Raw genomic sequence first — 26,472 nt, 5'->3', positions numbered from 1 at the left:
ATCTCCTTGGGTGCGGGTGCGGGTGCGTGTGCGGTGCGGGTTTGGTGCAACGGGGTGGAGCAGGAGGGCGCTGCGCGAGGCGGGATCAGTCCTCGCCCCACGTGTCGTAGATGTCGCTGAGCGGCGCGAACCACGTTCCGGGGAACGAGGCCATGTAGTCGATGAGCTTCTCGAAGCCGATCATGTGGTGGGCGCGGCCGATCGTCTGCGGGTGGACGGTGAGCGAGAGCACTCCCCCCGGGGCGTTCTTGTACGCGTAGTCGAAGTGGTCCTTGAACCGCTGGAACATCACGTCGCTCGAGCCGAGACCCTGGTTGACGCCGGGGATGTACTCGGCGACCGGGAAGTCGTCGAGGAACCACGACACGGGGAACTCGAGGATGGGGCTGGCCTCGCCGAACGTGCTGCCTTCTTCCCATCCGACGTTCACCGGGCGCGGGTGGTACGGCTCGAAGTCGCGACCCATGAGCGAGGAATCCCACTCGAATCCGAACTCCTCCAGCAACGAGAGCGTCTCGTCGGTGAAGTCCCATGCGGGCGAGCGGTAGCCGCGAGGGCGCTTGCCCACGTACTTCTCGTGCAGCGCGAGCGTCTTCTCCATGAGACGGCGTTCCTCGTCGCCGTCGAGCTTCGGCACGGGCTCGTGCCAGCATCCGTGCGCCGCGATCTCGTGACCGCCGTCGACGATCGCGTTGAAGCGGTCGGTGAAGGTGATCATCGTGTGGGCGGGCGTGCACCACGTGGTCTTGATGTCGTACCGCTCGAAGAGCTCGAGCAGACGCGGCACGCCGACTTCGGCGCCGAACTCTCCGCGAGAGAGATAGCTGGGGCTGGACAGACCGAACGTCCCCATCCAGACGCTGTGCGCATCGAAGTCGGCTCCGATACTGACGGCAAGCGACTTGCCGTCGGGGAGGTGCAGGCTCATTCGTTCTCTCCTTGGTGGTGGTGGTTCAGACGGCGAGGAATCCGCCATCGACGACGAAGTCCGTGCCGGTGACGAAGGTCGATTCATCCGACGCGAGGTAGACGCAGCCGTAGGCGATGTCTTCCGGGTCGCCGCCGTGACCGAGGGGCGTCGACCCGATCACGCGGTCGTTCGCGTCCGACGGCTGACGATCGGTGAGCGGCGTGCGGATCCAGCCGGGGACCATGGCGTTGACCCGGATCCCCGACGGGGCATATGTCACCGCGGCGTTGCGCGACATCGAGCGGACGGCGCCTTTCGCGGCGTTGTAGGCGGCGACGCCCACCCCGCCCACGACGCCCCAGTCCGAGGAGAAGTTGATGATCGAGCCGCGTCCGGCCTCGAGCATGTGGGGCACGACGGCCCGCATGCCGAGGAAGACGCCGGTCTGGTCGATGCGGATGATGCGTTCCCACTCGGCGAGGTCGAGGTCGTGGATCGGGTCGTAGCCGATCACGCCCGCGGCGTTCACCAGCACGTCGATGCGCCCGTAGGTGGTCATCGCCCTCTCGACGACGGCCGCCCACGACGCCTCCTGACCGACGTCGAGGTGCACCTGGTCGATGTGGATGTCGCCCGCGTTGCCGAACGGAGCCACATCCCCCGCGATCACCCAGGCGCCTTCGTCGGCGTAGGTGCGGGCGACGGCGGCGCCGATGCCCATGGCGGCGCCGGTGACGATCGCCACCTTGCCGTTCAGTCTGCGCATGTGATCGCCTCTCATCTGCCCGGTCAGCGGGCGAGGTAGCCGCCGTCGACCGGAAGGTCGACGCCGGTGATGAAGTCGGATTCGTCGGATGCGAGGAAGACGGCCGCTCCGGCGACGTCCGCGGGTGTGCCAGGCCGGGCGAGCGGAGTCGCCTCGAGGAACACCGTGTTGACGGCATCCGTCTGCCCCGCCGTCATCGGCGTCGCGATCCAGCCGGGGAGGATGGCGTTGGCGCGGATGCCGTCCGGCGCATACGTGATGGCCGCGTTCTTGGTCATCGTGAGGACGGCGCCCTTGGCGGCGTGGTAGGCGGCGATGCCGGGGACCGCGGCGGCGCCGCAGATCGACGACACGTTGACGATCGCGCCGCCTCCGCCCCGGCGCATGCTCGGGATCGCCGCCTTCATGCCGAGGAAGACCCCGGTCTGGTCGACGCCGACGACGCGTTCCCACACCTCGAGGCTCGTCTCGTGCACCGCTTCGGGCGAGGTGATGCCCGCGTTGTTGACGAGGATGCTGACCGGCCCCCACGTGTCTTGGACGTCGGCGACGATCTCGAGCCACGACGTCTCGTCGGTGACGTCGAGCACGCGCGTGGCCGCGAGGTGGTCGGACGAGAAGGCGAGGATGTCGCAGCCGATGACGTGCGCGCCCTCGGCGGCCATCGCCTCGGCGATGCCTGCGCCGATTCCGCGGGAGGCGCCGCTGACGATCGCGACCTTGCCTGCGAGCCTGTTCATCGATTCCCCTGATCCTGCGCCGACGAGTTGTCGAGCGTGTTTTCAGGCTATGAATCGGGGTCAGGTCACCGGATCGTCCGAATTACGTATCCCTCATTAACGTCTCGCGACGCCGGCGGACATCCGGGTGCGGGTGAGCCAGGGCTGCGGCACGAAGGTCGTCTCGGCATACGGCGCCGGCCCGAGGATGCGCTGCGCGCCGCCCTGGATCTGGAAGACGAGGTGGGCTTGCGCGAGAGACGGGTCGACATCCGCGCTCGGGTAGGTGAGCGCCGTCTGCGACGGACCGCCGAAGTAGTAGACGCCGTTGACCCCGCGGTGGATGACCCCGCGGAGTTCGTGCGCGACCGCGGCGCGATCGCGGGGGTTCGCGGTCTGCGACCACGCCTGGCTGATCACCTTGACGCGGTCGTAGGCGATCCCGGCGTGTGATCGGCCGGGATTCGTGCCGAACCGGTCGCGGTACTTGGCGGCGAAGGCGCGCGCGAGCGGGTCGGAGTAGGTGCCCGTCACCGTGGCCCAGAGCAGTCCGTCCGCGCGGCCGCCCATGAGGTCGCGGAATTCCGGGACGCTCGGGGCGTAGAGCGAGTAGATCAGGGTGTCGCTCGGGTCGGTGAGGAATCGGTCGAGGAAGCTCTTCGTGCCCTCGACGAGGTAGTGCCCGATCATCACGGCGCCGGGTTCGCTCACCCGGATGCGGTCGGCGACCCCCGCCCACGACTCCTCCGAGTCGCCCATCAGCCGGATCACCTCGAGCTGCCATCCCGCGCGATCGGCGACCTCTGCGGCCCGGGCTATCCCGAGGTTCGTGAGGTCCCACGCGGACTGGATGATCACGAGCCGGGGTGATGACGGCATCCATCTGCCCTGGTCGCGCAGCTCGGTCATCACCTCGACGAACCGCGGCGCGTAGTGCGAATCGCTCGGGCACACCTGGAAGATCCGGCCGTACCGATGCGGGTCGGCCAGCACCCGCTGCTCCATCGCGTCCATCGTGGCCGCGTGCAGGTAGGGGATGCCGGAGTCGGCGACGATCTCGTGCGCGATCTCCTGATGGGCGAAGTAGCCCGAGGTGATGACATCCACATCCCGTTCGGCGAGCGTGGTGAGCGCGTGCCGGACGCTCGCAGCATCGAGGATGTCGACGTCGACGATCTCCATCGCGACGAGCCGCCCGTCGATGCCGCCGCGGTCGTTGAGTTCGTCGACGGCGAGCTGCGTGGCGTGGGCCATCTCCATGCCGTCGCCGGCGACGAACCCCCGGAGGGGCAGAGCAGCGCCGATCACGAGCGGGCGGCGCACGAGCCGGGGGCCGTCCGAGGCCCGCGCCGACGATGCGCCGCCGCGGAGCGCCCGGCCCAGTCGCAGCAGGTCGAACCCCTCTTCGCCGCCCGGGAACGGCACGCGGATGAATCCCTCGTCCACCGCGATGACAGCGGCCGACGTGCGGCTGAAGACGCCGAGCTTGCGCATCACATGGTCGACGTGCGTCGTCACGGTGCGCGGGCTGAGGGTCAGGCGTGCAGCGATCTCGGTGTTGGGCAGGCCGATCGAGAGCAGCGTGAGGATGTCGAGCTCGCGGAGGGTGAGGCCGTACGGCAGCTCGTAGCACCAGGCACCGGCGATCGTCGCGGTGGGCTCGCGACCGGTCTGCGAGAGACTCACGCGGATGCGGCACGGGATGGATTCGCCCGGCGGCGCCCACATGAACGCGCAGTGCGCGATCCCGTCGATCAGGAGTCCCTGCGCGATGGGCAGCAGTTCCGGCGGGGCGTCGGCGAGCTCGCCCGCCTCGACCGACACGACGCCGGCCGCGTCGACCTCGAGGCAGAACTCTGCGTAGGAGCGTGTCTTCATCCCGCTCCCACCAGCCATGACGGATCGGCGAGATAGCGTTCTGCCACGGTGACCGAGCCCGGGATGTTCTGAGCCCAGAGGTCGGCGGGCAGCGCATCCTCTCGGTGGGTCGTCGCCCATCCCAGCATCGTGAGCCTCCTGATCACCGAGAGCGCCGCGGCGCGCTGCAGGTCCTGTGCGGTGAGCGGCGCGACGCTGCGATACCCCTCCAGCCAGTTCCCGGCCATCTCGGGAGCATAGGTGGTGTGCTCGTAGAAGGTCAACGCGGACGCGAAGTCGTAGAGGAACCAGCTGTAGCCGCAGTCGTCGAAATCGATGACCGTGAGCTCCCCGGACTCGATCATGATGTTCGACGGCCGCAGGTCGGAATGGATGAGCCCCCAGTCGCCGCGATCCCGCCCCATCCCGGCGAGCACCCCGCGCGCCGAGGCCTCCGCGCGCTCGAGTGTGCGCACCTCCTGCGGCGAGAGCTCGGCCGCTCGCCAGTCGCCCCACCGGGCATCCACTCCCACCATGTCGCGCAGGTCCCATTCGAAGCGGCGGAAGCCCGCGGGGGCGGTCCACGCGCGCGCGTGCCGGTGGAGCGTCGCGGTCAGCCTGCCGATCTCCACGAAATGCGAGAGGTCGACCTGGTCTTCGAGGATCCGGCCCGAGACGAACTCGAACGCGACAGCAGTCCAGGCCGTCTCACCCGCGCCGGGGAACGACTGCACGAGCTCTCCGTCGACGCCTCGCACGGGCGCGGGGGTGCGGATGTCGGTCTCGGAGCGGAGGGATTCGACCCACATGAGCTCGGAGCGCACGTTGTCGAGATCACCGACGTACCCGGGCCGATGCACGCGGACGACGAGGGCAGGCACACCGGCGCGCGAGACGCGGAACGTGGCGTTCTCAGACACGGCGATCAGCTCGACATTCAGCGCGGGCTCGGTGGGCAGCCACGACGAGCGGATGCCGTCGACGATCCAGTCGGGCGCGGCAACACCACGCTGCAGGCTGTCGAACGCGGCGAGAGCGTGGGTGACGGTACGAGATGCGGTGGGAGATGCGGTGGTCATGGGAGACCCTTCGGGATGCAGGGCCGGCGCCTCAGAGTCCGAGCGTAAGCGCCGCCCGGCCGCGGGGTGCTCTTCGGTTGCCACTGTTTACCCGCGCCTGCATATCGAAACAAACCATTCACGCTCACGGCCGCAGCTGTAACACCCGCGAGACATAAGGGGGTCACGGCGGCGGGGCCGCCCGAAAGACTGAGTGGGTACTGTTCACCGGCTTGGCGCCTCACGCGAAGACCGCTCGACAGCCGGGGCGATGCCCCTTTCAGCCACCACCGGAGGATTCCATGCCCACCCGCTCCACCATCATGGACACCAACAGCTTCCGCGCCGAGCACGCCGACGCGCTCGATGACGTCACCCGCGAACTGACCGCCAAGCGCGAAGCCCTGCTCGGCGCCTCGTACCGTCTCTTCTACCGGAACCCGGTGCACGTCGTGCGCGGACAGGGCGCCTACCTCTGGGATGCCAGTGGCAGGAAGTACCTCGACGTCTACAACAACGTGCCGAGCGTCGGGCACGCGCATCCCGCAGTCGTCGCGGCCGTCAGCGCCCAGATGGCCACGCTCAACACGCACACCCGGTACCTGCACGGCTCCGTCCTCGCGTACGCAGAAGACCTGCTGTCGACCCTGCCGGGCGAGCTCGACCAGATCATGTTCATGTGCACCGGCTCGGAAGCGAACGACCTGGCGATCCGCGTCGCCCGCGCCTACACCGGCGGCACCGGGATCATCCTCACGTCCGAGGCGTACCACGGCAACACCGAGCTCACCTCGGCGCACTCCCCCGCGCTCGGGTCGAGTCAGCCGCTCGACCCCGCAGCGCGACTCGTCTCGCCCCCCGATGGCTATCGTGCCGACTGGGCCGCCGACGGCTCGGTGGGCCAGTGGTTCGCCGCCCGCGTGCAAGAGCAGATCGACGCGATGCGCGAGCAGGGCGTGCCCTTCGCCGGGTTGCTCATCGACTCGGTCTTCTCGTCCGACGGGGTATTCACCGGAGAACCGGGGATGCTCGCGCCCGCCTTCGACGTCGTCCACCGCAACGGCGGGGTCGTGATCGCCGACGAGGTGCAACCAGGTTTCGCCCGTACCGGCGACGCGTTCTGGGGCTTCGGCCGGCACGGCGTCGTTCCCGACATCGTCACGATGGGAAAGCCAATGGGCGCCGGCATGCCGATCTCGGGCATGGCCGCCAAGCGCGAAGTGCTCGAGGCGTTCAGCCTCAAGGTTCCGTACTTCAACACCTTCGGCGGCAACCCCGTCTCGATCGCGGCCGCCCAGGCCGTGCTCGACACGATCCGCGGTGAAGCGCTGCAGGAGCGCGCCCGCACCGTCGGCGCCGAGCTGCGCGCGAGTCTCACCGCGCTCGCCGACCGCTTCGACGTCATCGGCGACGTGCGCGGCGCGGGGCAGTTCACGGGTCTCGAGCTCGTCACCTCCCGTTCGACGAAGCAGCCCGCCACCGCACTCGCCCTCGACGTCATCGAGGGGATGCGGGAGCGCGGCGTGCTGACGTCGGTCGCGGGGCCGAGCGGCAACATCCTCAAGCTGCGGCCCACGCTCGCCTTCCAGAGCGGCGACATCGACTGGCTCATGGAGTCGTTGACGGATGCGCTCGTGCAGGCCCTCGAGACCCGCCCATAGCGCCGTGCCCCTATCCTGACGACATGAATGAGGTCACCCTGCGCCTCATCGATCAGATCGAGCGACAGATCTCGGATGAGGGGCTCCGACCGGGTGAACGGTTGGCTAGCGAGCGCGCGCTCGCCGAGCAGCTCGGCGTCGCCCGCACCGCGCTGCGCCTCGCGCTGACCGAGCTCGAGAACCGCGGCTCGATCCGCCGCACGATGGGTCGCAGCGGCGGGATCTTCGTCGCCGACGGCAAGATCGAGCGGCAGCTCAACACGACAGCGGGTGTGCCCGACATGCTCCGGCAGCAGGGCCGGCGCTCCACCACCGTCGTCATCCGCGTCGACATCGGGCTCGCGACGCCGAGCGAGAGGCGCGGACTCGCGCTCGCCGCCGGCGAGAACGTCGTGCGCATCGTGCGGCGTCGGGATGCGGACGGAACGCCCTGGTCGTTAGACACCTCCGTGCTGCCCGCGCGGCTCGTGCCCGCGATCGGCAGCCACGCGCTCCACGGCTCGCTCTACGCCCTGCTGGCCGAGAAATACGGCCTCGAGCCGGCCGAAGCCGACGAGACCGTCGACATCGCCGCCGCAGATGAGACCACCGCAGCGCACCTCGGGATCGCGGTCGGTGCCGCAGTGCTCCAGGTGTGGCGTACCGCACGCACCGACGACGGCACCCCCATCGAGTTCGCCCACGACTACTTCCGCGGCGACCGCACGAGGATGCACCTGCGTCGCTACGGCGCGAGCTGGAAGCGGGTCAGCTGACCCTCGCGTTTGTCATGCAGCGGACACTCTCAATGGTTGCAGGCGTAGCCGTCGCCATCCCCGTCCAGCTTGTACACGTCCGTGCCGACGACCCGAGCGACCCCGTCGAAGTAGGCGGGTCCGTTGCCTTCGCCCCCGGCGCAGTCCACGTCGCTCGCGATGGGCACGCACGCGTCGGCATAGTTCGAGTTGCAGGTGGATGCTGCGGGCGGGGGTGGCGCGGGAGCGTCGTAGATCCCGACCGAAGTGACCTCGGTGACGGGGTCGGCAGTGACGACGTCGGACTTCAGCTCTCGGCTTGTCTCCACTCCGTCCACGAGCGTGACGGTGTAGGTGAGCGTGCGCTGGCCCGGCTGGCCGCCCACCGCGACCGCGGTCTGGCCACGTGGGAGATTCGCGTCCTCAACGCTCGTCTTGTCGAAGGCGATCTCCTCGTTGACGACCTCGTCGCGGGTGGTCGTCACGTGAGTAAGAGTCGGAGTCGGAGTCGGGGTGGGGGTGCTCGTGGGTGATGATGTGGCCGGGGTCGCGTCGGTCTTCCCCGCGTCGGCGAACTTCGCCGGCTGAACAGCGCTCGGCGGCTCGGCCGGTTTGGTGAGTACCGCAGCGGACACGCTCCCCGTGACGAGGAGGAGCGCGGCGGCTCCGACGGTCACCCCGATCGCGGCGCGACGCGACTTCAGCCGCAGCCACGTGCGCGACCCTCTGCTCACACCGACGATCCCGGTGACGAGGATGACGAGAGCGATCGGCACAATCACGGGCGAAAGGAAGACGACGAGGACGAGCAGGAGGATCCCGACCAGTGCCCACACCCACACGGGAACCCGCGGCCCGGTGTTTGTCCGGGCTTGCGGAGGCAGCGGCTGCTCCCAAACCTTCCCCTCTTGGGAGACCCCAGGCGTCCACGTGCTCCCGTCCCACCACCGCAATCTGTTGTGATCGCTGGGATCCGGAAACCATCCCGGCTGCGAGTTCGACATCGGTCCTCCCCCAGAGGCTCCGTGGATGTTGACCTGACTCTAGGGGTGGGCGGCACTTTCAACTAGCGATCGGCCGAAAGTCGTAGCACCTGATCAAGCTGCGCACTGAGGCCACGGCAATGCAGTATCGCGTCTCCTACTCAGGTCATACCAAGAAGTGCAGCTGCCCCTGCCACCAAGGTATTTGCCACACCCATGGCCCATTTTGGCCGCGTCCAATGCGCGGCAGGCGTGCCGCTATCTTCGAGCCATGGCCTTGTCGAATTCGCTCTCCACCGACCTGAGTACCTTTGTGGCAGAGAAGAAGCTCCCGGACGACCTCACAATTCTGGAGTATTCCGAGCTCGTCTCTTCGGTGGAGTGGCTCTGCTATGCGGCCGGCCTCGCCGCACGGGTCCCCGATCCGCAGCTCACAATTGCTCGCGCCCGCTACGGCAGCGACTTCACTCTCGTGATTTTGGTTCCGACGGCGATCCTGAGCACCCTCACGGCCATCTCACTCGTGGTCGGGCGTATGTCGCGCTCCGGCCGAGATGTCGCCGAGGGATGGAAGCTTCAGGCAGAGGCCGATGAATCAGTCGCGCGAGCCGAGAAGGAACGTGCAGACGCCCGGCGTCTTAACGCAGAGGCGCAAATTCTCGAGTTGGACGCGCACGCGCGGCGCGAGGAAGTGCGTCGCCGTGTATCCGACCAGGAGCTCTTGGGCGAGGTGCTAGGGGAAGTGCTCGCGGAAGACGAGCTGGCGGGAAGGCCTATCAATCGGCTTCTCCGCGACGAGCGCCAGCGTGCCCTGTTCGACGACTCTGAGGAACTGCGGGAAGAGGCGGGCCCTGGGGGACTCGGACGATCGATTGTGATTCTGGCGAGTTACGAGATCTCGCTACGAACGGAAAAATAGCGGAGAAGGTTCGGAGTCTCTTTCGCGCGCGCGGCAGGCGATCCACTTGCCGATCGCTGACCCTCCGCCTGGCTGCATCATGGATGCACGTTCCTACTGACCGGGTCGGATGTTGCAGCGTAGCCCTGCCGACTGCGCCTAGCCAGACCTCCTCGCCCACGCCGTCCGCCGCCAAGCGCACGTTGGGATGCGGCGGGCACGAGCCGACATAGTCGGCACCATCTGGCCTGACGCCAGACGAATTGCATGCTCAGACAGAAGATCGGCTCTCCCCCTGGAGGGACTCGAAAACATTGAGCATAATGCTCAATCCAGCTGAAATCGACGAAAACCGCGGAATTACGCGGATCGATGAGACGTCCGACAACAACGTGCGACCGCTCAAAACAGGCTGCGGCAAACAGTTCGCGGGCAAGATGCGGGCAAAAATCCCCGAAAAATCGGGGCTTCTGGCTCCCTTCAAGGCGGTGATCCCGCCATCAAAATCGACACTATCGACAAATAGGCTCAAATAGGCACATTGCTCAGCTTCTGGTAGCAGAAGTCTACCTGGTTGAGCATACTGCGCAAATCGCCGATAACGGTGTGGAGACGGCATCGGAGCGGTCTGTCGAACCACAGCGGAGTTGCTCATCGTCCGATCGACGGACCTCCGGGATGCGACGGTCCGTAGTGCGGTCCCGAAGGGTCGAACGGCTTGCGGAGGTTGTAGGGGTCTATCGCCGGCGCTCGCCGCGGCTCCTGGATCCGAACTTCGGGCGCCAAACCCGTATCTCGCGCGCGACTCATGAGCCGGGTCGCGGTGCTCTGGCTAACGTTAAGGGTGTCGGCGACGAGTTTGAGCGGCGGGTAGCTGAGCGCGGTCGCGACTCGATAGACGCCCACCGCGTCGGCGAGGGAATCCTGACGGTCACGATCCTCCTGCGCCTGCATTCGGCTGAGGAATTCCCCTGCCGAGATGCGGTCATGGTCGCCATCCTCAGCCGCGACTACGTCAACGGTGACGACCTCGAGAGCGGACATTGCCATGATCCAGTGCGTGCGCACCTCGCGTAGCACCTGGCCAGTGATGTCGACGCCCTCCCCGTCGCGCTCGAGCGCCGCGAAGGCGACCGCAGAGCGGCCGAGTGCGGCATCCCACTCCACCCGCACCGTGATCGTGCCGGGTACGTCCTGCTCTCCCGATACCCGCGCATGCCAAGACGTTGGCAGCGTCACCCCGCTGCCCAGATCAATGCGTTCGTCGCTGATGCCATATGTCTCGACGTCTGCCATGACGCCCACTATTCCAGGTGGGTGCGGAATCGCGAAGAAGACTGTCGATCTTGGCTCAAATCTATGCTAGCTTGCAGCGAAGGGAGACTGACATTGCTGGCTCACGAAGGGAAATGTGATGAATCGATCGCAAGACTGCCTGGCCCTGACGATGAAGGATGCTGCCAAGCTCGTCGGCGTCGACTACCGCACGATCAAGCTCGGTATCGAGTCCGGCACGATCCCGACGGTCGAACTCGGCCCACGGCTGATGATCCCGCGCGCTGCGTTGCTGCGGGTGTTTGGCGTTCGCGCCTGAGAGCCGACTCTCACCGTGGACATGACAACCGCGACGCAGTACGGTTACGCCACCGCGCGAGCAGCGCAGGTTCCGCACTCGCTCCCCAGGCGCTCAGCCGGGGGCTCGACCTTCTCGAAGGGATTGCAGCGTGATCGATGACGATAGCCCCCTCGACCTCGACTTCCTCCTGCGCGAGGACATCAGCGACGTCCACTTCGAGATCCCCGCCGTACCGCCAACCCTCACCGCCTGGCAGAAGCTGAAGGATGCCGATGCCCCTGCCGCGTGGGACTCGCTGCGCGAGTGGGTGGAGTGGGTCACCGTCCGCTATGACTTCTCGGAGTCGGTCGTGCCGGTGTGCTGGTGGAGACATGATGAGCTCGTCGAGGAGCTCGCGGCGCTGCACGCCAGCCACATCGCTGCATTCGACCCCTCGGACGCGGGACTCGGGCCGATCCGATGGCACGAGCAACTCGACGTCGCACGGGCCCGCCTCCGTCACGCGTACTACGGCCAGTGTTCGAACGGCCACAAAGCCCATCAACCTCGCGAGTGGGCGAATGCGGTCGACGACCGAGAGTGGGACGCGTGGGCTAGCCAGAGCCACTCTAAGTAGCGGCTCCCTATTTCGGGCCGGGATGGGTTTGGCGTGCAGATCGCGCAAGATCCAAAGCCGCGCGCCCGTCCCAACTGTCGGGTCGAGTGCTCAGTCGCCGAATGCGCTGAGTCCGGCGCAACGTCGCCTTTGCTACGAGAATCCTTTCTCCAACACTTGCGGCGGGTTCGTCGCCGCTCGTCGCGAGGAGGGGCATCAAATGAGCCCATACGACACCCGCGTCCCAGCTGCTCTACCTCCGTACTGGTTGCCGCGCGCGCCGATATGCAGCCGTCATGTTGATTCGCCACGTAACCATGTCTTCGCTGGTGCCGTATCGCCTTGCGATGTCGACGACGTCTTGCCCCCGACGCAGTGCCGAGATGAGGCCTGTTTCGTGGACGAGCAATGCACCAGCCATCCACTGCGCCTGGTCTTCCATCACTTGGTCCCAGTCTCGGCACCCTGAGCCGTCCAGTGCGGGGGTCGGCTCGTGCAGGAGAAGACCGTGACCTAGTTCGTGGCAGATGTTGCTGGCTTGACGGCCGGGAGAGTGGGCGTCGTTGTGCAAGATGCGGCGCTCGGTTCCGCGGAAGACGGTCACCGCAGAAAACGCGCCGGGGTCGCCTGTCAAGAAGTAGTCGCTCGCCTGCGGATTCTCGTCTCGCAGCTCGGAGAGTTTGCGGACCGGGATTGCCAAATACTCCGCGAGTGCAAGTGGGTCGAGTCGGTCGAACGGACTCAGGCCAAGCTCCTCGCGAGTCTGGTAGGCGAGATCGGTGACGTGCTTTTTGACGAACCCGGCAGTCGATGCCATGGGAGCCCCTCCAAGAGCGTGCGTGGCTACTTCTTCCGCAGCTGGTTGTACGAGGTGGCGATGATGCTTTCCAGGGCGTGGGCTGCATCAGCCGAAAGATGCTTGTCCGCTCGCAGGTAGGTGGAGATCATCGCTATCGTCTCCGGTTCGGCATCGGAGTCGCCTCTATTTACGAACGTGTCGGCGTTCAGGCTGCTCCACGCCGCAAGTGCGGCCAGCCCGTCGACGTCCGGGCGTTTCCCTTGCGCCATACGGGTGAGAGTGGATGCGCTTACGCCGGCCTGCGCGGCGACCTGCTTCCAGGTCAGCTGTCGCGCCTCACGCGTTTGATTGAGGGCGGCGTAGAAGGCGGCGGCGTCGAAGGTGCCCTTGGCCATGAGTGTGCCTTTCAATTTGACTTCTGCAATCGCGTGCTAGAATAGAGTTCGACTCTTGCAATCGTGGGAGTTTCAGAGTAGAGCAAGGAGAAGCCATGTCCAGCACCATCACCGAGAAGGTCAAGAACCGGGTTGTCAGCGTCACCGTCAACCGCAAGCCGGTCGACCTGCCCGACAAGCACGTCACCGGACGCGTCATCAAGGAGTCCGCCATCGCTCAGGGCGTCGCCATCGGACTGGACTTCCAGCTGTCCGAGAAGAAGGGCGCGAAGTTTCATCCTGTTGCCGACACCGACACGATCACCGTTCAGAACGGCGATGAGTTCCGCGCTGTGACCGGCGAGGACAATTCCTGACCATGGCGCTCGCTGAAGACGTTGCCGAGGCGCTCGAGCAACTCGTGGCATCCTTCCCCGACGCCGTCGTCACTCATCGTGAGGACGGCGTCGGGGGAACATTTGTCAAGGTTGAGCCGCTTGCGCTCGGAGATCGATTCAACCTCCGGTCATCGTGGATCGGTTTCCACCTTGTGTACAGCTACCCCGAGGCACAGGTTTACCCGCACGTCTGCGCCCCCGGGCTCACTCTGCGGGATGGCACCGCGCTGCAGTCCGGGGACGGGTTTCAGCAGGTCGCCTGGGGGCCCGATGGTGACACCGAGCCGGTCACCCAGCTGTCCCGCAGCAGCCGAAATTGGGATCCCGACCTGGACACCGCCGCATCGAAGCTGCACCGCATCCTGGAATGGCTCCGCGGATGAACGGCCCCTGGTCGGTACACATCACCCAGGACGATTGGCGGGCGCTCTTCGCCCACCTTTACCCTGGGGACCGAGACGAGCACGCCGCGATCCTGCGGTGCGGCCTGGCCCAGACATCTCGTGGCAGCCGGCTCCTCGTACACGACATCCTCTACGCGCTCGACGGGATCGACTACATCCCGGGCGATCGCGGGTACCGCAAGCTCACACCCCAGTTCGTGTTGCACGCGGCAGAGTCCTGTGCCGACGACCAGCTGATCTACGTGGCCGTGCACTGCCACGGCGGTATCGATCGAGTCGAGTTTTCCGATATCGATATGGCCTCACACGAGCGCGGTTATCCCGCCCTCCTGGACATCACTCAACGACCCGCGGTGGGTGCGCTGGTGTTCGCCCGCAACGCCGTGGCGGGCGACCTTTGGCTCGCCGACGGCACTCGCGTGACCATCGATCGCCTGCAGGTCGTGGGGCGCCCACAACTCCAGCTCCATCCGGAGCCACGGCGCCCCGCCCACGCCGGCGAAGCGTACGACCGCCAGTCGCGGATATTCGGGGACCGCGGCCAGGCAATCCTCGCTACGCAACGCGTCGCAATCATCGGCCTCGGCGGCGCCGGATCTCTCGTCAACGAGTACGTCGCCCGCCTTGGCGTTGGTGAGATCCTCCTGATCGATCCCGACCGGATCGAGATCTCCAACCTCTCCCGCGTCGTCGGCGCGCGCCGACGGGATGCTCGGAGTTTGCTCACCGCCGAAAATCGACCCGAGTGGGTCCGACGGATCGGCCGCGGACTCGCAGAGCCCAAAGTCAAGATCGCCGCGCGTGTGGCACGCGAAGCGTCCCGTACCGTCACTGTCACCACCGTTGTCGATGATGTGCTTGAACCCGAGGTCGCAGAGATGCTGAAGGACTGCGATCACATCTTCCTTGCCGCGGATGCCCACTCCGCCCGTCGGCTGGTCGATGTGCTCACCCACCAGTACTTCATCCCCACCACGCAGGTCGGCGCGAAGGTATCCCTCGTGGAGGAGGGCGGCGAGATCGCGGACATCTTCTCCGCAGTTCGCGCCAGCGTCCCGGGCGACGGGTGTCTACGCTGCGCTCAACTGATCAGCCCCGTCCTGCTCCAGGAGGAAGCCAAGAGCCAAGGCGAACGTCGCCGACAGCGATATCTCGACGATGCCGACGTTCCCTCACCCAGCGTCATCACGCTCAACGCCGTCGCAGCCGCCCACGCCGTCAACGACTGGATGATGAGTGTCACCGGCCTGACTTCCGATCTCGTAACCCCCGACCGTTGGATGACCATCCACCCGCTCATCGACGAGACCGTGGAATACTCACAAAGGATCGACCCGCGTTGCCCAAACTGCGGACCAGCACGCTTTGCGCGCGGGGATGCAAGACGCCTCCCCACGAAGGTCCGCTGAGCTGTGAAGAGTGTGGTCCGTTGCCATCTTCAATGGCCCACTTTTAGGTGGAATCTACGGTGCTAGGTGGTCGCGCTGGAGGATTTCACCGATCTGAGATAATTGCTTTGCTCGCTTCGGACTTAGCCTGGTGCACTGCCTGACGCGGAGTTCAGCCGCAGCTTGAAGGTCGGTTTGGGGTTTCAGCTAGATCGCTACAGAGACTGTAATGGGAGACCAAATGGGCATAGCAGATTCAATTCCTAATGCAGCGAACTCACTCGAAGGGGTTGAACTTCCGGGCGGCTGGACGATACATCGCAAGCGCGACATTGATCCGGATGCTACCGGTGGGAACTTCGGCATCTGCTATTTCGCGAGCCGGCCGGACGGAACGCAAGGATTCGTCAAAGTCCTCAATATCGCTCGGGCTTTTATTGGCGGGAACTTTGTCGACAACATGCGCGCTCTCACGAATGCTTTCGCTGCTGAGCGTGACCTCTGTCTTATGTGCGGTGAGCGACGGCTGTCTCGCGTCGTGGTGGCCATTGACCATGGAGAGATATTCATCGATGGCTTCGGCGTGCTCGGCTCGGTCAGTTACATCGTTTTTGAGCTTGCAACCCACGACGTTCGCAAAGCGCTATCGATGAGCACGGACATCGATGATGTAGTGAGGCTCGAGTACGCGCACAGCATGGCGCTCGGGCTGCGTCAGCTCCATTCGATCCATGTCGCTCACCAAGATGTCAAGCCGTCCAACTTTCTCGTGTTCCCAAACGACTCAGGTGGACGATCTGTTGGCAAGCTGGCTGACCTTGGCCAAGCACACCGAAGCGGCCACCCGTCCCCCCTCGACTCGGCGATCATGCCCGGGGACCCGGCGTATGCACCACCTGAACAGCTCTACAGATTTGCGCATCCCGATGAGCGCACGAGGCGAGAAGCAGCAGACCTCTACCAGCTTGGGAGTCTAATCAGCTTCACGTTCACAGCATGGACCATGAACGCTTTGCTGGCGTATGAACTCGCCCCGGAGTTGCACTGGGCGCGATTTGGCGACTCTTTCGACGCAGCCATTCCGTACCTTGAAGACGCATTCGCTGGCGCTCTCGAACACATCGCGACTCGGTTTCCCGCAGCATTGACGGGATCTCTGACTCCCATGGTCGAGTATCTCTGCGAGCCAGATCCGACCAAACGGGGGCATCCAGTTACGCGGCGCCAAGCGCACGGTTCTCCCTACGCGTTGGATCGAGTCGTTTCAGCTTTGGATCTCTTGGCTCGTCGACGGGCGCTCGGGACGAGCTCGTGACCGTCGAGCCTGGCGACACAGACCGTCAGGTAGTTCCTCGCTGGCGTGTGTTTCGTCGGACCGCTGAAGGGAGCGAACTCGGCAGTCTTCATGTTGCTGGATCTCAGCGGTCAAATGAAGTCGCCAAGTTGCGCCACGAGGTCGCGGAATCCGATTCGTCATGGGTGCGGGCCGACTATGTCAGTGCGCTTATTGCATCGGGGGCCGACGCCGACCAGATTGTTGAAGCAGCTTCGCAACTTCTCGACTCGGATCCTGAGGAGCCTCTCAGGGGATTTGCGTTGCGAGCAATTTCGCAAGACTCTCGCTCGGCGCCCGATGTAGGAGCGCTCGCAAGCGTCGATCAGGTCGCCCGTCTCCGATCTTTATTGCGCGTTCGACCACGGAATGCGGTTGCACGGGTCGACTTGGCGCTCGCCTATACCATTCGAGGCGAGAGGGACCGAGCTAGACGTCAGGTTCTCGGTGCACTCCAGATCGCTCCCTGGAGTCGCTTCGTGCTTCGATCTGCGGCCCGGCTCTTCCTTCACCAGGGCGATCCGTCGCGCGCTCACGCAATCCTGACCACTAGTCACGTGCATCGCTCCGACCCTTGGCTCATGGCCTCCGCACTCGCAATCGCAGAGATCGCTGGCGAACGCAAGGAAGTGCGCCCGGCCCGAGAACTTCTCGCAGTCGGCGATTTCGCTGAATCACATGTCACGGAGCTTGCAAGCGAACTCGCCACCCTCGAGTTCGCAGCAGGACGGGACCGAAACGCACGAGACTTGTTCCGAAGATCTCTAATCGATCCGACGGAAAACACTGTCGCCCAAGCCGAGTGGGCCGACTCAAGGGGGCTTCGCCTAGACACGCCGTCGTTCGATGTCGAGGCAGCGAACGAAGCGCGCTTCCGCGCACACGTTCGAGCATCGAAGTGGCAAGAGGCTTCCATGGAAGCGGCGACCTGGCAAGCTGACCAGCCATTTTCGCTTCAGGCCGCTCTATTCACGTCCTTTGCGGCGTCGATCGCAGAAGACTGGCGGACGGCTCTGCACGGTGCACAGGTCGGCCTGGTTGCGCACCCACATGACCCACTACTGCTGAATAACGCGGCGTTCGCGGCTACTCACTCGGGAGACATCGCATTGGCGCTGCACTACGTATCAGCAGCGAGGGCGTCGACGAACGCTCATGCGAAGTTGGTGCTCGCGGCAACTGGCGGACTAATCGCATTCCGAACAGGAGATGCCGTGCTCGGCCGGCACCTCTACGAGTCGGCGGTGAATGGTCTCGTTAAGGAAGGCGTCGATGTCGCCGCAACTGCGGCGGCAATTCATTGGGCGACTGAGGAACTTCTCGCAGGCTCTGCCGGGGCCGCACGCGCGGTCGAACGAGCACAGGAGCTCTTCTCTGTAAACCCGACACGGGAGAATCAAACGCTCATGTCACGTTTGGTTGTCCGTATGTCTGAGCTCAACGGCACATCATGGCTCAACTGAAAAGTTCACCGGACTACATCGACACTAACGCGATCGATAAGTGTCGCTACTCGATTTGGCACAAGCTCGGCAACCCTCTTGTAACCAGATTTCCGGCGATCAGCCGTCGAAGTCGTGACTAGTCGAGGTTGGCCGTTGCCGAATATCGAAGGTTCGGCAGTTCGCGGCTAGTGCGCGAGAGCGGCACTTCTTCCGCCATGCTTCAAGTTTTTCGTCATCGGCCAGTGCTTCCGTGGGTCCAGGTGTTCGTTGTGGTCCCGGCGAGCACGACCAGCCGCGCCGCCCTCGCCGCGGCCCGGTCTCTCATGCATACACACGTGTCCCGGTGCGAAGCACGATCAGGCGCCCACTAGTCGCCCAGCTACGCTCCCCCTGACCGCGGCTAATCGGGCAGCGCTAGATCGCGATCCCACGCCCTGCGGCTGCCGCTCCGGTCACTAGCCACGCGTCCGCCACCGCGTCCCGATTCCTCGCCGCGCGCCGCATTTCGGTCTGAGCCGCGTGCATTGCATCCCGAATAGTCAGTTCTGTTGTGCCGCGCTGCATCGAGTCCGCCAGGCATTCGCAGGCGGCGGCATCCGTCCGGGCTACAACGATCGCGACGTTGTGCGCGCGACCCCGCGTCAGACCGACATAGAGTCCCGCGGCATCCACATCCGGCCCGACCACTGACGCATAGGCCGTCTCACCCTGCACCCCGTGCACGGTCGACGCGTAAGCGAGCTGCAGGTGTTCACGCGCATACTCGTGGGGAACGTGCCGAAGCTCGCCGCTGTCACTGGCGGACACGAGCGATATGAACTCGTCGTGGATTCCGCGCACCACCCACTGCGCGCGGTTCTCAACCCCGGTAAGCCGGTCGTTGCGGCGGGTCTGCACGGTGTCGCCGATGAGGATCCGCTGCTCCCCCATCCCCCACGCCATTATGTGCGCATCGAGGTCACCCTGGTCGACGCGACGTTGCTGGATCGCGTCATTGATTGCGTCCGCCTCTGCGTTGGTCGCGGACACCAACGTGACTCGCTTGCCGCGACCGTGCCAGTCGAAGTACGCCTCGATCATGCGTTCACGAGCCGCTTCGTGGTGGTCGACTCGCTCGACGTGACCACGCTCCGCGAGTTCGCTCGCAACCTCCAGTGCGTGGTTCCGGTCCCCCGTCTCGCGCAGCCGCAAGGTGAGGGCGGCGTACTCGGGATCGCGGAATCGATGCACAGTATCGAGCTCGACGGACGCGTTGGCGTGCCGGATCGCGAACCCCATCGCCCCAGCATGTCCGACCGGCAACGCCTGACGCGGGTCGCCTACGAACGCAAGACCGACCCGCAACTCGAGCGCGAGTTCAGTAAGGGCGTTCGCCGTCTGCAGATCGACCATGCCGGCTTCGTCGACGACGATCCTGTCGCGAGCACGCAGCACCCAGCGCGCGGGACCGCTGTACCTGCCGCCCGCAATCGGGTCGGCTTCGCCACGACTCAGCCGTGTCCACACCTGTGCACCGACATCGTCGGTGCTCCAGCGATATCCATGGTCGGTAAGCAGCGCGTGGATGCTGGATGCCGTCCCGATCTCTTCAGCGGCCACCGAGGCCGCCTTGCGCGTTGGTGCAACCACCAGCATCCGCCGTCGCTGCGCGCTGAGTGCGCGGAACGCGACACGAAGCATCGTGGTCTTTCCCGACCCGGCGGGACCGGTCACAGTCACGAGTCCGTCGGTTCCGGCGATGGCGCACGCCGCAACGGTCTGCGAAGTATCCAGAATCGAGAAGTCCTCCGTCGGCGCAGCTCCTCGCAATTCCTCGATCAGCATTGAACGTCCTGGCGCGGCGAGCGCGTCCAAGCGCCCAGCAAGACGGGTCTTCGCGCGGGCGGTCTCGGTCGCCATGAACGCCTTCACGTGCGAAGGAGCGGGACCCGCAACAAGGCCTACGACTGACCTCGCGGCGCGAGTGCTGATCTCCGCGATGACGCCGTCGAGCTGATCGCGCTCCGCGACGACGCCCGTGCGCGAGAGAGCGCGCGTTGCACCGGCCCGGAGATCGAAGCGGCTGAACCGTCCTCCCGACGATGTCGACCGCTCGTCCGCGTCGACGATTGCCATGGCGGCGAGCTGGTCAAAATCGAGTGCTTCGAGGGCTGTCGCAGCGATGTCGATCGGTGCTCGCTTGGCGACCAGAATCGGGTCGATCGTTGCGATCTCGTCGCGGACCGTCGCCTCCCACGTCATCTCATCGAGATCGGTCGGCTTGTTCGGACGCGACACAGCCCACGCGCGCCGGTCGATCTGACGATGCACCTCGACGCTCGGCGCCGATCCCCCATTAGCTGCCGACCACTCGGCGATGAGGCGCGCGCGGTTGGTCTCGATCTGCGCCGACCGGCGGGAGAGAGGGCGCACGGCACCGGCGAGCTGGGAGATCTCACCCACGTCGTCGAGTGTGTATCCGTGACGAGCGAGCGCGGCGATCCACGCGGGGTCGGTGCGCGCGGCGAGGTCACCTTCGGCATTCACCACAGTCTGCAGTTTCATCGCGACGCGCGAGTCGACATTCGACCACCTGCCGTCCGCGCCGAGCACCTTGATGTTCAGCCAGAGGTGCCGGTGGATGTGCGGGTCGAGCGCGCGGGAGCGTCGGTGCTGCAGCTCCACGACTTCGATGCGGGTGATGTCCTCGCGGATGAGACCGCCGTGTCCGCGCCGCGCGTTAAGCGCGGTCTGCCACGTGAGCAAGATGCGCTCGCGCAGCCGATCCTGGAGCGCCTCGAACTCGGCAGCGATTTCGGGATGCAGCAGCGCGGCGATGCTGTAGGACTTCGGGTGATTGAGCGTCCCATCGAGTAGGAGGTCGGCGTCGGGGCTCAGTCGCTGATGGCCGCGCTCCTCCCCCGTGATTGGGTCGTGCCCGGTGAGCCAGACACGAAGGCCGCCGGCACTGAGTTCGTCGGAAGTGACGACACCGTTCTCCACGATGAACCGCGAGACGGCTGAATTGGATGCTGCACTGTACGCCTCAAGCGCTTCCGCGCCGGTCGCGTGTTGGAGGTGAGCGTCGCAGGTGCCCTCGTGCGCGTAGGCGATCGCCTGTCGGACGCCGTGGGATTCGACGCCACGTTTCCATCGCTCGAGACCTCCGCGCATGCCGCCAGAGTACGAGCGTTTTTCGGCCTTATCCAGGTATTTTTCCGCGATGAAGCCGCGTGTAGCTAAGTGGTTCTAGACGGCTCCGCTCACCAAAGGTGCCTGCGTGCATTGCTCTTGCTCTTCGACTCGCTGCGTTCATTGCTATTGCTCTTCGACTCGCTGCGTTCATTGCTCTTGCTCTTCGACTCGCTGCGTTCAAGGGGTCGAGAGGTCGTGCCCGTGCTCGGCAGTGGACGTGCCATATACGGATTCTCCTGCGCGAATGTGGCAAGGTCATCGCTCATTGGCACGTGCCGGTCTAACGCGAATCGAGTTCAATGAGGGAGGAAGCGGCTGGCGAGGTTCGGCCACGATACGATGCTGAACGATTGCCATCCCCTCGATGAATGGTCTTCTACTCACTTTCGCCAGATCAGCGGTCGACCTGAATAGCAACGCGGCTAGCGTTTCCCCATGACTTCAGTCGTGGCTTGGGAGCGTCGGGTTGGTGTACTCACGGAGATGGTCATCGCGAGTGATAGCCGTTTGGGAGGAGGTGAGCGCTGGGATGCCTGCGCGAAGATTTTTGACGTGGGGCGAGACGACGCCGTTCTCGCCTTCGCCGGCAACACTTGGCGTGCACTACCCCTGGTGTTCCAAGCGGTGGCCACGACTCGCTCCTACAACGGCTCGGTCCTCCGAACCCTCGATCTTCCACAGTTCGCTCGGCACCTCGAGAACGTTCTCAATGGCGTCCTAGGTGAAGCCAAAGGGGAAGCCGCTGAAGAGTCGCCTGAGTGCGAGTTTCTTCTCGCCGGATGGTCGTGGAGGCTGGGAGGATTCCGCATCTACCGCTATACATTCGATGAGGTGAACTGGCGGTTTACGGGCAATACAACCTCCAGTCGGCTGCCCCCAAGCCTTCGAGGGGTTGGGCGTGGCACCCGCTTCACCACGATCGGCGAGGCTGGCCGACGCGTGCAGGGTGCTCTTGCGCGCGACTACAACAAGGGTGTTATATCCGGCGCGCTCGACTATCACCCGCTCGAATACCTCTACCTGCAGACAAAAGATGCGGACGAGGTCTCCGTGGGCGGTCCGGTCCAGGTGTCAAAGGTCTATCAGTCGATTCGAGTGGAGCACTTTGCGGTCCGAACTACCGACGGTCTGTCCGTATCCGGCAGGCCCGTGTTGCCGTACGAAAACCTCGACTTGCGCGTTATCGAGCGGCAGAGTGCCGGACGGTGGGAAACCCGCGCCAGTTCGCCACAGACTCCCGCCACCTTGGCAACGCTAGACGAGTTGGACGAACAAACGGAGCGCATCGAGTAGGTATCGTTGCGGCGCCGACGAACGAAGCGCCTTCACCCAATGTGTCCGCATGTGCTCGGAGCCGCCGACGCTCGCCGACCGGCTCACGGGCAACCCGGCCGACTACAACGGAGTCGGAGCCCCAGCAAGGCAACCACGGACACTCTGCGAGGCCTGGTAGTCGAGCGGCTCATCGCTAGCATCCCTATGGAGGCTTACCGAATGAGAATTGATCCCGTCGTTGTGAAGAAGCTCAAGCTGACCGAAGTCGCGCAGCGCGTCACATCGAAGCCACTCGATCGGCTACCCATGCTCATCTCGGAGCGATCTCTCGAGGGGCGCGAAGGGAAACTGGTCGAGGACGTCGCCGCAAGTTACTCCTCGGGAGCTTCAGTAATGGCGGCAACCTTCAGCATGCCGCGCAAGGGCTTCGGACCCCGTCCGATTACTCTCCTCGCGGCGCGCGATCGGATTGCCTACGACGCCCTCGTCGATCAACTCCGGCCCGCGCTGCCACCGGAATCGCGCACGCCCGAGAACTGGGCTGCCTTCAGAGCGTTCGGCCGACCCGGCGCGCCAGGTACGACGAAGTACATCGTGACACTCGACATTGCCTCCATGTACGAGTACGTCGACCATGCCATTCTGCGTCGCGAATTGCTCGTACAAACAATGGACGTCCCCCACGTCGAGGCGACAGTTGAGCTGCTAGGAGAAGCGTTCGGTTCTGCCCGGGGGCTCCCGCAGATGGTGTCGTCGAGCGACGTCCTCGCGGATGCTTACCTCTCTATCCTTGAACGGGCGCTTCTCCGTCACGGCTATGAGGTGCTGAGATACGCCGATGACTTCAAGGTCTTGGCGTCAGACTGGGCAACCGCCAACCAGATCATCGAGCGTGCCGCCGAGGTAGCACGCGGGATCGGCCTCATCCTCTCGGCGGAAAAGACGGCGATCCACAAGGTAACGAAGTTTGAGGACGACGACGCTGTCCTCCAAAAGATGGTTGACAAGTACTTCACCGCCGCGCAGTCCGACCTGACAACATTCGACGAGCTGATGGACTGGTACGGCGAGCCCGTTACGACGGAAGAAGTGCCTGACGACCAAACTGCAATGAACGAAGCGTTCCGGCGCGTCCTGAAGGATTGGACAAAGAACCGGAGCAGGTCAGAGCTGCCGAGCCAGTTGGTGGCCAAGGCACTGCGAAGCCTGAGAAACGCGCCCGATCGTGTATCCGACAAGACGCTCACGCAGCTGGTCTTCATCGACCCCCTCAAACTCAGTAGCGTGATTCTCTATCTTCGCGCTAGACCCAGTGAGCAGGAGAAGAATCGTAGGAGCATCAGCCGGCTCGTCGCGATGGAGAGGCAAAGCCCCTGGGCCAAGCTTTGGCTGCTCACTTACAGCTCGGAACTAACTATCGACGAGTCGGTCAAACACGCGCGGCAGCTAAGTCGCTGGGTCGAGCGCCAACTTGAAGACGAGCACGAGGTTGTACGGGCTGAAGCTGCATGGACCTTGGCGAAGTGGGGTGAGCTTACCGAGCGACGACTGGCGAGACTCTTCGGTGCAGCTACATCGATCACGCGGACGGGGCTTGCAGCCGCCTGGGGTCGTACCGGCGCAGCCCTCGACCACGACCTCAGCAAGGTGATAGCCGGCTCTTCGCCCGTGTATCGGCAAGCGTTCGCATGGGGAGGCGAGCAACGTGCAGTCGCCGCTGAGCAGGCCAGCTGAGGTGGCTCTCTGGTCGATCGCGACGCTGGATTCGCGCGAGCATCCGCCAGACTTCGCTGTGCTAAGGGTGCCATCCATAGTTGAAAACTACGTTGACAGCCTTCTTGAGATCCTCACCGCCGAGTACCTCACCGGCGAAAGCCCATTCGAGGTTGCACTCGAACAACTCGCTCGCGAGCGACTCCGCCAAAATTGGTCTGCGCGCCGGGAATCGCTCCGCGACTCCTTCCGCGTGTCTGTTGACGGACGGGTCGAGGACCAGGACTTCATGCTGCTTGTGCAGCTGCGAAACGCCATCGCACACGGAACCGAAACGCTGACGCGTCTGCAGACAGCCCGATTGAGTGAACAACTTGAACTGGAACGAAGCCTTCGTCAGCGTCTCCTTGTCCGCGTAGATGGCAACCGTCTCCGGGCTACTCGGGGAACCGCCTCAAGCGCGTTGCGCATTGGCAATCGCTTCGTGCGCGTGCTTGACGCGGAAGCGGGCTCCGCCCTCCGGGCGCGCGGCTTAGCGTAGAAGACCGAAGCTGTCGCCCCGACTACAGACAGAAGTCCTACTTATCGTTGACCTGCGCCGATAATGGGGCTGGTCTCGACGGGGCACCGGGGCCGACTAAGTGCACTCAAAGATGGACCGGCTTACGGGCCTGCAGGCTCCTTCTGCGCATCGAGTAGCGCCAGCTCGTAGGCCTGAACCAGTTCCGTTGAGAGCCGGCCGCGAACACCGACTGTGTAGCCGTTCTCGATGCCCCATGCGCGGATCTCACCGGGAGAGGTGGTCGTCTGGACCGTCATTGGTGTGCTCCCTGCGACTGCTGTCATCGTCGCCGGGGCCTGTCTCAGCATAGGCACGGCGGCCTTGACGGGCTGGAGATGCTTGAGCAGGATGGCGTACGTTTCGGGGTCAACAATGCGGGTACCGAGCTCTTGTGCTCGCGCGAGCTTGCCTCCTGCGAAAGAGCCGTCAGTCACGAGCATCGCGGTGAGGCCGGAAACGGCCCCGAGCACGCGAACACCAAGCTCCTGGGTTCGACGCTCGAGTCGTGCTCGTTCACGCTCTCGCCCATCGAAGCCCGTGAAGATGACCTTGTCGCCGACCCGCAGTGGCTCGCCGAGTGCCCAGTCGGTAGGAAGCGGACGGAGTTTCGCGCTCAGCCGCGCGGCGCGCGCGGCGTCTGCTTCGGCGATCAGCTTGGGAACAAGCGTGCTCGCCAGTTGCAGCGACGACGCGATTGATTCCAGTTCGCTCCGCTCATCCCGGGACACATGGCCGTCGTCGAGCGCCTTGTGTGCGAGAGCGAACACAAGGGCCTGGTGTGCGTCAGCGACATCGGCGTCACTGAGCTCGTAGACCTCGACGAGGTCCTGCAGCGCGGCCGCTTCATCTTCGGAGATGACGCCGTCCTCAAGAGCGTCCAAGAGGGTTTCGACGTACGTGAGGGATCCTACGGGCGCCCCCTCATCAAGCAATTCGACGAGGCTCAGTCTCGAAAGTTGCGCGATAAGCGCAGGTTGTTTCGGGCGGGCATTGGTGACCCTGATCGGACGCGACTGCGCCGACGTCGGCTCGTCCGGCAGGAATGCGAGTGGTGCACGCGTCGGCGCTGAGGGCCACACCACGCCGCGTGCGTCACTGTGCACCGAGAGGAGGGGCGGATGGGGACGCACGCGACCCTGCGCCTGCAGATAATGACGAAGGAGTCCGGCCGTCGCACGAGCGTCGCCCAGTGCCGAGTGGGCGTCTTTCAGGGGGATGCGGGCGCTCCAGCAGCAGTCGACCAAACGGCGACGGTCCAGATGAGGCATGTAGTGATGGCTGCCGTCGAGAGTGCAGTATGCGGGCAGCCACGGAACGTCCCACCCGGCGCGGCGGAACTCCGCGCGGAGGAACGCAAGATCGAAGCGCGCGTTGTGCGCCGCAATGGGCAGCCCCGCGATGTAGGACACAACGGAAGCCGCGACATCGCGGAACAGGGGTGCGTTCGCAACATCGGCCTGCGTGATGCCATGAATGTGAGATGCCCCGACGGGCCCCTCGGGATTGAACCTGGTCGACCACTCGTCGACGACGTTGCCACCTTGGTCGACTCGGACGACCGCGAGCTCCAGCACCCGATCCTTCTTCGGTGACAGGCCAGTCGTCTCTACGTCGATGATTGCGAAGTACGGCGGACGCGACAGCGGAGGCGGCGACGCCACCCGCTCTGCCGCCACATTCTTCTTCGCGCTACTGCCGCCGAACAGCCAATCAAGCCAGCCCATGCTCTCCCCATGTCCCTGCGCTGCCGGTGAGAAGCGCACTCGACCCATCATGCCTCGAGGCGCCGACGCGACATCATCAACGCCCCGCACGGCGAACATGTCGGCTCCCCTTGCGCGCGTACCCGC

The 26,472-nt window shown here is 64.8% G+C and carries 25 protein-coding genes and 1 pseudogene; 14 read left to right on the top strand and 12 right to left on the bottom strand.

The genetic code is table 11. The annotated features are described in order from the left end of the window. Window positions 1–85: 85 nt before the first annotated feature. The 5 genes from F6B43_RS17320 to F6B43_RS17300 form a co-directional block, all read right to left on the bottom strand. A complete protein-coding gene (locus tag F6B43_RS17320; protein ID WP_150450267.1) occupies window positions 86–928 on the bottom strand; it encodes a polysaccharide deacetylase family protein in 843 nt (280 codons plus the stop codon). A gap of 25 nt (window positions 929–953) precedes the next feature. Continuing rightward, window positions 954–1,676, bottom strand: a complete 723-nt coding sequence (locus F6B43_RS17315; RefSeq protein ID WP_150450266.1) for an SDR family NAD(P)-dependent oxidoreductase — start codon at window positions 1,674–1,676, stop codon at window positions 954–956. Between the two features lie 23 nt (window positions 1,677–1,699). Further along, a complete protein-coding gene (locus F6B43_RS17310) occupies window positions 1,700–2,416 on the bottom strand; it encodes an SDR family NAD(P)-dependent oxidoreductase (RefSeq protein WP_150450265.1) in 717 nt (238 codons plus the stop codon). Window positions 2,417–2,512: 96 nt separating this feature from the next. Continuing rightward, window positions 2,513–4,273, bottom strand: a complete 1,761-nt coding sequence (locus tag F6B43_RS17305; protein ID WP_170285730.1) for an ABC transporter substrate-binding protein — start codon at window positions 4,271–4,273, stop codon at window positions 2,513–2,515. Continuing rightward, on the bottom strand, window positions 4,270–5,331 hold the full coding sequence (locus F6B43_RS17300) for a phosphotransferase enzyme family protein (RefSeq protein WP_150450263.1): 1,062 nt from the start codon (window positions 5,329–5,331) through the stop codon (window positions 4,270–4,272). The genes F6B43_RS17305 and F6B43_RS17300 overlap by 4 nt, the downstream gene beginning before the upstream one ends. A gap of 281 nt (window positions 5,332–5,612) precedes the next feature. Here F6B43_RS17300 and F6B43_RS17295 point away from each other — a divergent pair, with 281 nt between their 5' ends. Further along, complete coding sequence (locus tag F6B43_RS17295) at window positions 5,613–6,971, top strand: aspartate aminotransferase family protein (RefSeq protein ID WP_150450262.1); 1,359 nt, start codon at window positions 5,613–5,615, stop codon at window positions 6,969–6,971. Between the two features lie 23 nt (window positions 6,972–6,994). Further along, on the top strand, window positions 6,995–7,726 hold the full coding sequence (locus tag F6B43_RS17290) for a GntR family transcriptional regulator (protein WP_150450261.1): 732 nt from the start codon (window positions 6,995–6,997) through the stop codon (window positions 7,724–7,726). Between the two features lie 29 nt (window positions 7,727–7,755). Here F6B43_RS17290 and F6B43_RS17285 read toward each other — a convergent pair whose 3' ends face one another. Together F6B43_RS17285 and F6B43_RS20140 are read right to left on the bottom strand one after the other, a co-directional pair. Continuing rightward, complete coding sequence (locus F6B43_RS17285; RefSeq protein WP_246160034.1) at window positions 7,756–8,547, bottom strand: G5 domain-containing protein; 792 nt, start codon at window positions 8,545–8,547, stop codon at window positions 7,756–7,758. 75 nt (window positions 8,548–8,622) lie between these two features. Then, window positions 8,623–8,709: pseudogene (locus F6B43_RS20140) on the bottom strand (DUF2510 domain-containing protein); the annotation flags it as partial. 256 nt (window positions 8,710–8,965) lie between these two features. On the opposite strand from F6B43_RS20140, the gene F6B43_RS17280 reads away from it, so the two are divergent. Further along, the gene (locus tag F6B43_RS17280) at window positions 8,966–9,607 is read left to right on the top strand and encodes a hypothetical protein (protein WP_211368193.1); all 642 of its coding nucleotides are present in this window, start codon (window positions 8,966–8,968) and stop codon (window positions 9,605–9,607) included. Between the two features lie 302 nt (window positions 9,608–9,909). After that, a complete protein-coding gene (locus F6B43_RS17275) occupies window positions 9,910–10,122 on the top strand; it encodes a hypothetical protein (protein ID WP_150450258.1) in 213 nt (70 codons plus the stop codon). A 115-nt stretch (window positions 10,123–10,237) separates the two neighbouring features. Here the strand turns inward: F6B43_RS17275 and F6B43_RS17270 are convergent, their stop codons facing one another. Beyond that, window positions 10,238–10,882, bottom strand: a complete 645-nt coding sequence (locus F6B43_RS17270) for a hypothetical protein (RefSeq protein ID WP_246160033.1) — start codon at window positions 10,880–10,882, stop codon at window positions 10,238–10,240. A 118-nt stretch (window positions 10,883–11,000) separates the two neighbouring features. Here F6B43_RS17270 and F6B43_RS17265 point away from each other — a divergent pair, with 118 nt between their 5' ends. Together F6B43_RS17265 and F6B43_RS17260 are read left to right on the top strand one after the other, a co-directional pair. Next, window positions 11,001–11,180 carry a helix-turn-helix domain-containing protein gene (locus tag F6B43_RS17265; RefSeq protein ID WP_246160032.1) on the top strand — a complete coding sequence of 60 codons (180 nt, stop codon included), beginning with the start codon at window positions 11,001–11,003 and terminating at the stop codon, window positions 11,178–11,180. A gap of 130 nt (window positions 11,181–11,310) precedes the next feature. Next, the gene (locus tag F6B43_RS17260) at window positions 11,311–11,778 is read left to right on the top strand and encodes a hypothetical protein (protein ID WP_150450256.1); all 468 of its coding nucleotides are present in this window, start codon (window positions 11,311–11,313) and stop codon (window positions 11,776–11,778) included. A 232-nt stretch (window positions 11,779–12,010) separates the two neighbouring features. Here the strand turns inward: F6B43_RS17260 and F6B43_RS17255 are convergent, their stop codons facing one another. Together F6B43_RS17255 and F6B43_RS17250 are read right to left on the bottom strand one after the other, a co-directional pair. Continuing rightward, window positions 12,011–12,574: an ImmA/IrrE family metallo-endopeptidase gene (locus tag F6B43_RS17255; RefSeq protein WP_150450255.1), complete on the bottom strand. Its 564-nt coding sequence runs from the start codon at window positions 12,572–12,574 to the stop codon at window positions 12,011–12,013. Window positions 12,575–12,600: 26 nt separating this feature from the next. Then, window positions 12,601–12,951 (bottom strand): helix-turn-helix domain-containing protein, encoded by a 351-nt coding sequence (locus tag F6B43_RS17250; RefSeq protein WP_150450254.1) that lies wholly within the window; start codon window positions 12,949–12,951, stop codon window positions 12,601–12,603. A gap of 95 nt (window positions 12,952–13,046) precedes the next feature. On the opposite strand from F6B43_RS17250, the gene F6B43_RS17245 reads away from it, so the two are divergent. From F6B43_RS17245 to F6B43_RS17225, 5 genes are all read left to right on the top strand, one after another. Continuing rightward, a complete protein-coding gene (locus tag F6B43_RS17245) occupies window positions 13,047–13,307 on the top strand; it encodes a multiubiquitin domain-containing protein (protein WP_150450253.1) in 261 nt (86 codons plus the stop codon). A gap of 2 nt (window positions 13,308–13,309) precedes the next feature. Then, on the top strand, window positions 13,310–13,711 hold the full coding sequence (locus F6B43_RS17240) for a hypothetical protein (RefSeq protein ID WP_150450252.1): 402 nt from the start codon (window positions 13,310–13,312) through the stop codon (window positions 13,709–13,711). A 221-nt stretch (window positions 13,712–13,932) separates the two neighbouring features. Then, window positions 13,933–15,141 (top strand): ThiF family adenylyltransferase, encoded by a 1,209-nt coding sequence (locus tag F6B43_RS17235; RefSeq protein ID WP_170285729.1) that lies wholly within the window; start codon window positions 13,933–13,935, stop codon window positions 15,139–15,141. Between the two features lie 220 nt (window positions 15,142–15,361). After that, complete coding sequence (locus tag F6B43_RS17230; protein WP_170285728.1) at window positions 15,362–16,435, top strand: protein kinase domain-containing protein; 1,074 nt, start codon at window positions 15,362–15,364, stop codon at window positions 16,433–16,435. A gap of 599 nt (window positions 16,436–17,034) precedes the next feature. Then, window positions 17,035–17,916 carry a hypothetical protein gene (locus F6B43_RS17225; RefSeq protein ID WP_150450249.1) on the top strand — a complete coding sequence of 294 codons (882 nt, stop codon included), beginning with the start codon at window positions 17,035–17,037 and terminating at the stop codon, window positions 17,914–17,916. Window positions 17,917–18,312: 396 nt separating this feature from the next. Here the strand turns inward: F6B43_RS17225 and F6B43_RS17220 are convergent, their stop codons facing one another. After that, on the bottom strand, window positions 18,313–21,051 hold the full coding sequence (locus tag F6B43_RS17220; protein WP_150450248.1) for an AAA family ATPase: 2,739 nt from the start codon (window positions 21,049–21,051) through the stop codon (window positions 18,313–18,315). A gap of 456 nt (window positions 21,052–21,507) precedes the next feature. On the opposite strand from F6B43_RS17220, the gene F6B43_RS17215 reads away from it, so the two are divergent. From F6B43_RS17215 to F6B43_RS17205, 3 genes are all read left to right on the top strand, one after another. Next, the gene (locus tag F6B43_RS17215; RefSeq protein ID WP_150450247.1) at window positions 21,508–22,365 is read left to right on the top strand and encodes a hypothetical protein; all 858 of its coding nucleotides are present in this window, start codon (window positions 21,508–21,510) and stop codon (window positions 22,363–22,365) included. A 201-nt stretch (window positions 22,366–22,566) separates the two neighbouring features. Further along, a complete protein-coding gene (locus tag F6B43_RS17210; RefSeq protein ID WP_170285727.1) occupies window positions 22,567–24,081 on the top strand; it encodes an RNA-directed DNA polymerase in 1,515 nt (504 codons plus the stop codon). Then, a complete protein-coding gene (locus tag F6B43_RS17205) occupies window positions 24,053–24,601 on the top strand; it encodes a hypothetical protein (protein WP_150450245.1) in 549 nt (182 codons plus the stop codon). The genes F6B43_RS17210 and F6B43_RS17205 overlap by 29 nt, the downstream gene beginning before the upstream one ends. A 122-nt stretch (window positions 24,602–24,723) precedes the next feature. On the opposite strand, the gene F6B43_RS17200 is transcribed toward F6B43_RS17205, so the two are convergent. Next, window positions 24,724–26,346: an exonuclease domain-containing protein gene (locus F6B43_RS17200; RefSeq protein ID WP_246160045.1), complete on the bottom strand. Its 1,623-nt coding sequence runs from the start codon at window positions 26,344–26,346 to the stop codon at window positions 24,724–24,726. Window positions 26,347–26,472: the final 126 nt, after the last annotated feature.

The sequence above is a fragment of the Microbacterium rhizomatis genome, assembly GCF_008710745.1.
Taxonomy (GTDB): Bacteria; Actinomycetota; Actinomycetes; order Actinomycetales; family Microbacteriaceae; genus Microbacterium; species Microbacterium rhizomatis.
This window is presented reverse-complemented; position numbering and strand designations above follow the sequence as displayed.

What these genes read in the sequence shown, in the direction of transcription:
- F6B43_RS17290 (WP_150450261.1), top strand. Translation starts at nt 6,995, where the DNA reads ATGAATGAGGTCACCCTGCGCCTCATCGATCAGATCGAGCGACAGATC.
- F6B43_RS17240 (WP_150450252.1), top strand. Translation starts at nt 13,310, where the DNA reads ATGGCGCTCGCTGAAGACGTTGCCGAGGCGCTCGAGCAACTCGTGGCA.
- F6B43_RS17295 (WP_150450262.1), top strand. Translation starts at nt 5,613, where the DNA reads ATGCCCACCCGCTCCACCATCATGGACACCAACAGCTTCCGCGCCGAG.
- F6B43_RS17305 (WP_170285730.1), bottom strand. Translation starts at nt 4,273, where the DNA reads ATGAAGACACGCTCCTACGCAGAGTTCTGCCTCGAGGTCGACGCGGCC.
- F6B43_RS17245 (WP_150450253.1), top strand. Translation starts at nt 13,047, where the DNA reads ATGTCCAGCACCATCACCGAGAAGGTCAAGAACCGGGTTGTCAGCGTC.
- F6B43_RS17270 (WP_246160033.1), bottom strand. Translation starts at nt 10,882, where the DNA reads ATGGCAGACGTCGAGACATATGGCATCAGCGACGAACGCATTGATCTG.
- F6B43_RS17215 (WP_150450247.1), top strand. Translation starts at nt 21,508, where the DNA reads ATGACTTCAGTCGTGGCTTGGGAGCGTCGGGTTGGTGTACTCACGGAG.
- F6B43_RS17315 (WP_150450266.1), bottom strand. Translation starts at nt 1,676, where the DNA reads ATGCGCAGACTGAACGGCAAGGTGGCGATCGTCACCGGCGCCGCCATG.
- F6B43_RS17275 (WP_150450258.1), top strand. Translation starts at nt 9,910, where the DNA reads ATGCTCAATCCAGCTGAAATCGACGAAAACCGCGGAATTACGCGGATC.
- F6B43_RS17225 (WP_150450249.1), top strand. Translation starts at nt 17,035, where the DNA reads ATGGCCTCCGCACTCGCAATCGCAGAGATCGCTGGCGAACGCAAGGAA.
- F6B43_RS17200 (WP_246160045.1), bottom strand. Translation starts at nt 26,346, where the DNA reads ATGGGCTGGCTTGATTGGCTGTTCGGCGGCAGTAGCGCGAAGAAGAAT.
- F6B43_RS17250 (WP_150450254.1), bottom strand. Translation starts at nt 12,951, where the DNA reads ATGGCCAAGGGCACCTTCGACGCCGCCGCCTTCTACGCCGCCCTCAAT.
- F6B43_RS17210 (WP_170285727.1), top strand. Translation starts at nt 22,567, where the DNA reads ATGAGAATTGATCCCGTCGTTGTGAAGAAGCTCAAGCTGACCGAAGTC.
- F6B43_RS17220 (WP_150450248.1), bottom strand. Translation starts at nt 21,051, where the DNA reads ATGCGCGGAGGTCTCGAGCGATGGAAACGTGGCGTCGAATCCCACGGC.
- F6B43_RS17230 (WP_170285728.1), top strand. Translation starts at nt 15,362, where the DNA reads ATGGGCATAGCAGATTCAATTCCTAATGCAGCGAACTCACTCGAAGGG.
- F6B43_RS17300 (WP_150450263.1), bottom strand. Translation starts at nt 5,331, where the DNA reads ATGACCACCGCATCTCCCACCGCATCTCGTACCGTCACCCACGCTCTC.
- F6B43_RS17265 (WP_246160032.1), top strand. Translation starts at nt 11,001, where the DNA reads ATGAATCGATCGCAAGACTGCCTGGCCCTGACGATGAAGGATGCTGCC.
- F6B43_RS17310 (WP_150450265.1), bottom strand. Translation starts at nt 2,416, where the DNA reads ATGAACAGGCTCGCAGGCAAGGTCGCGATCGTCAGCGGCGCCTCCCGC.
- F6B43_RS17255 (WP_150450255.1), bottom strand. Translation starts at nt 12,574, where the DNA reads ATGGCATCGACTGCCGGGTTCGTCAAAAAGCACGTCACCGATCTCGCC.
- F6B43_RS17320 (WP_150450267.1), bottom strand. Translation starts at nt 928, where the DNA reads ATGAGCCTGCACCTCCCCGACGGCAAGTCGCTTGCCGTCAGTATCGGA.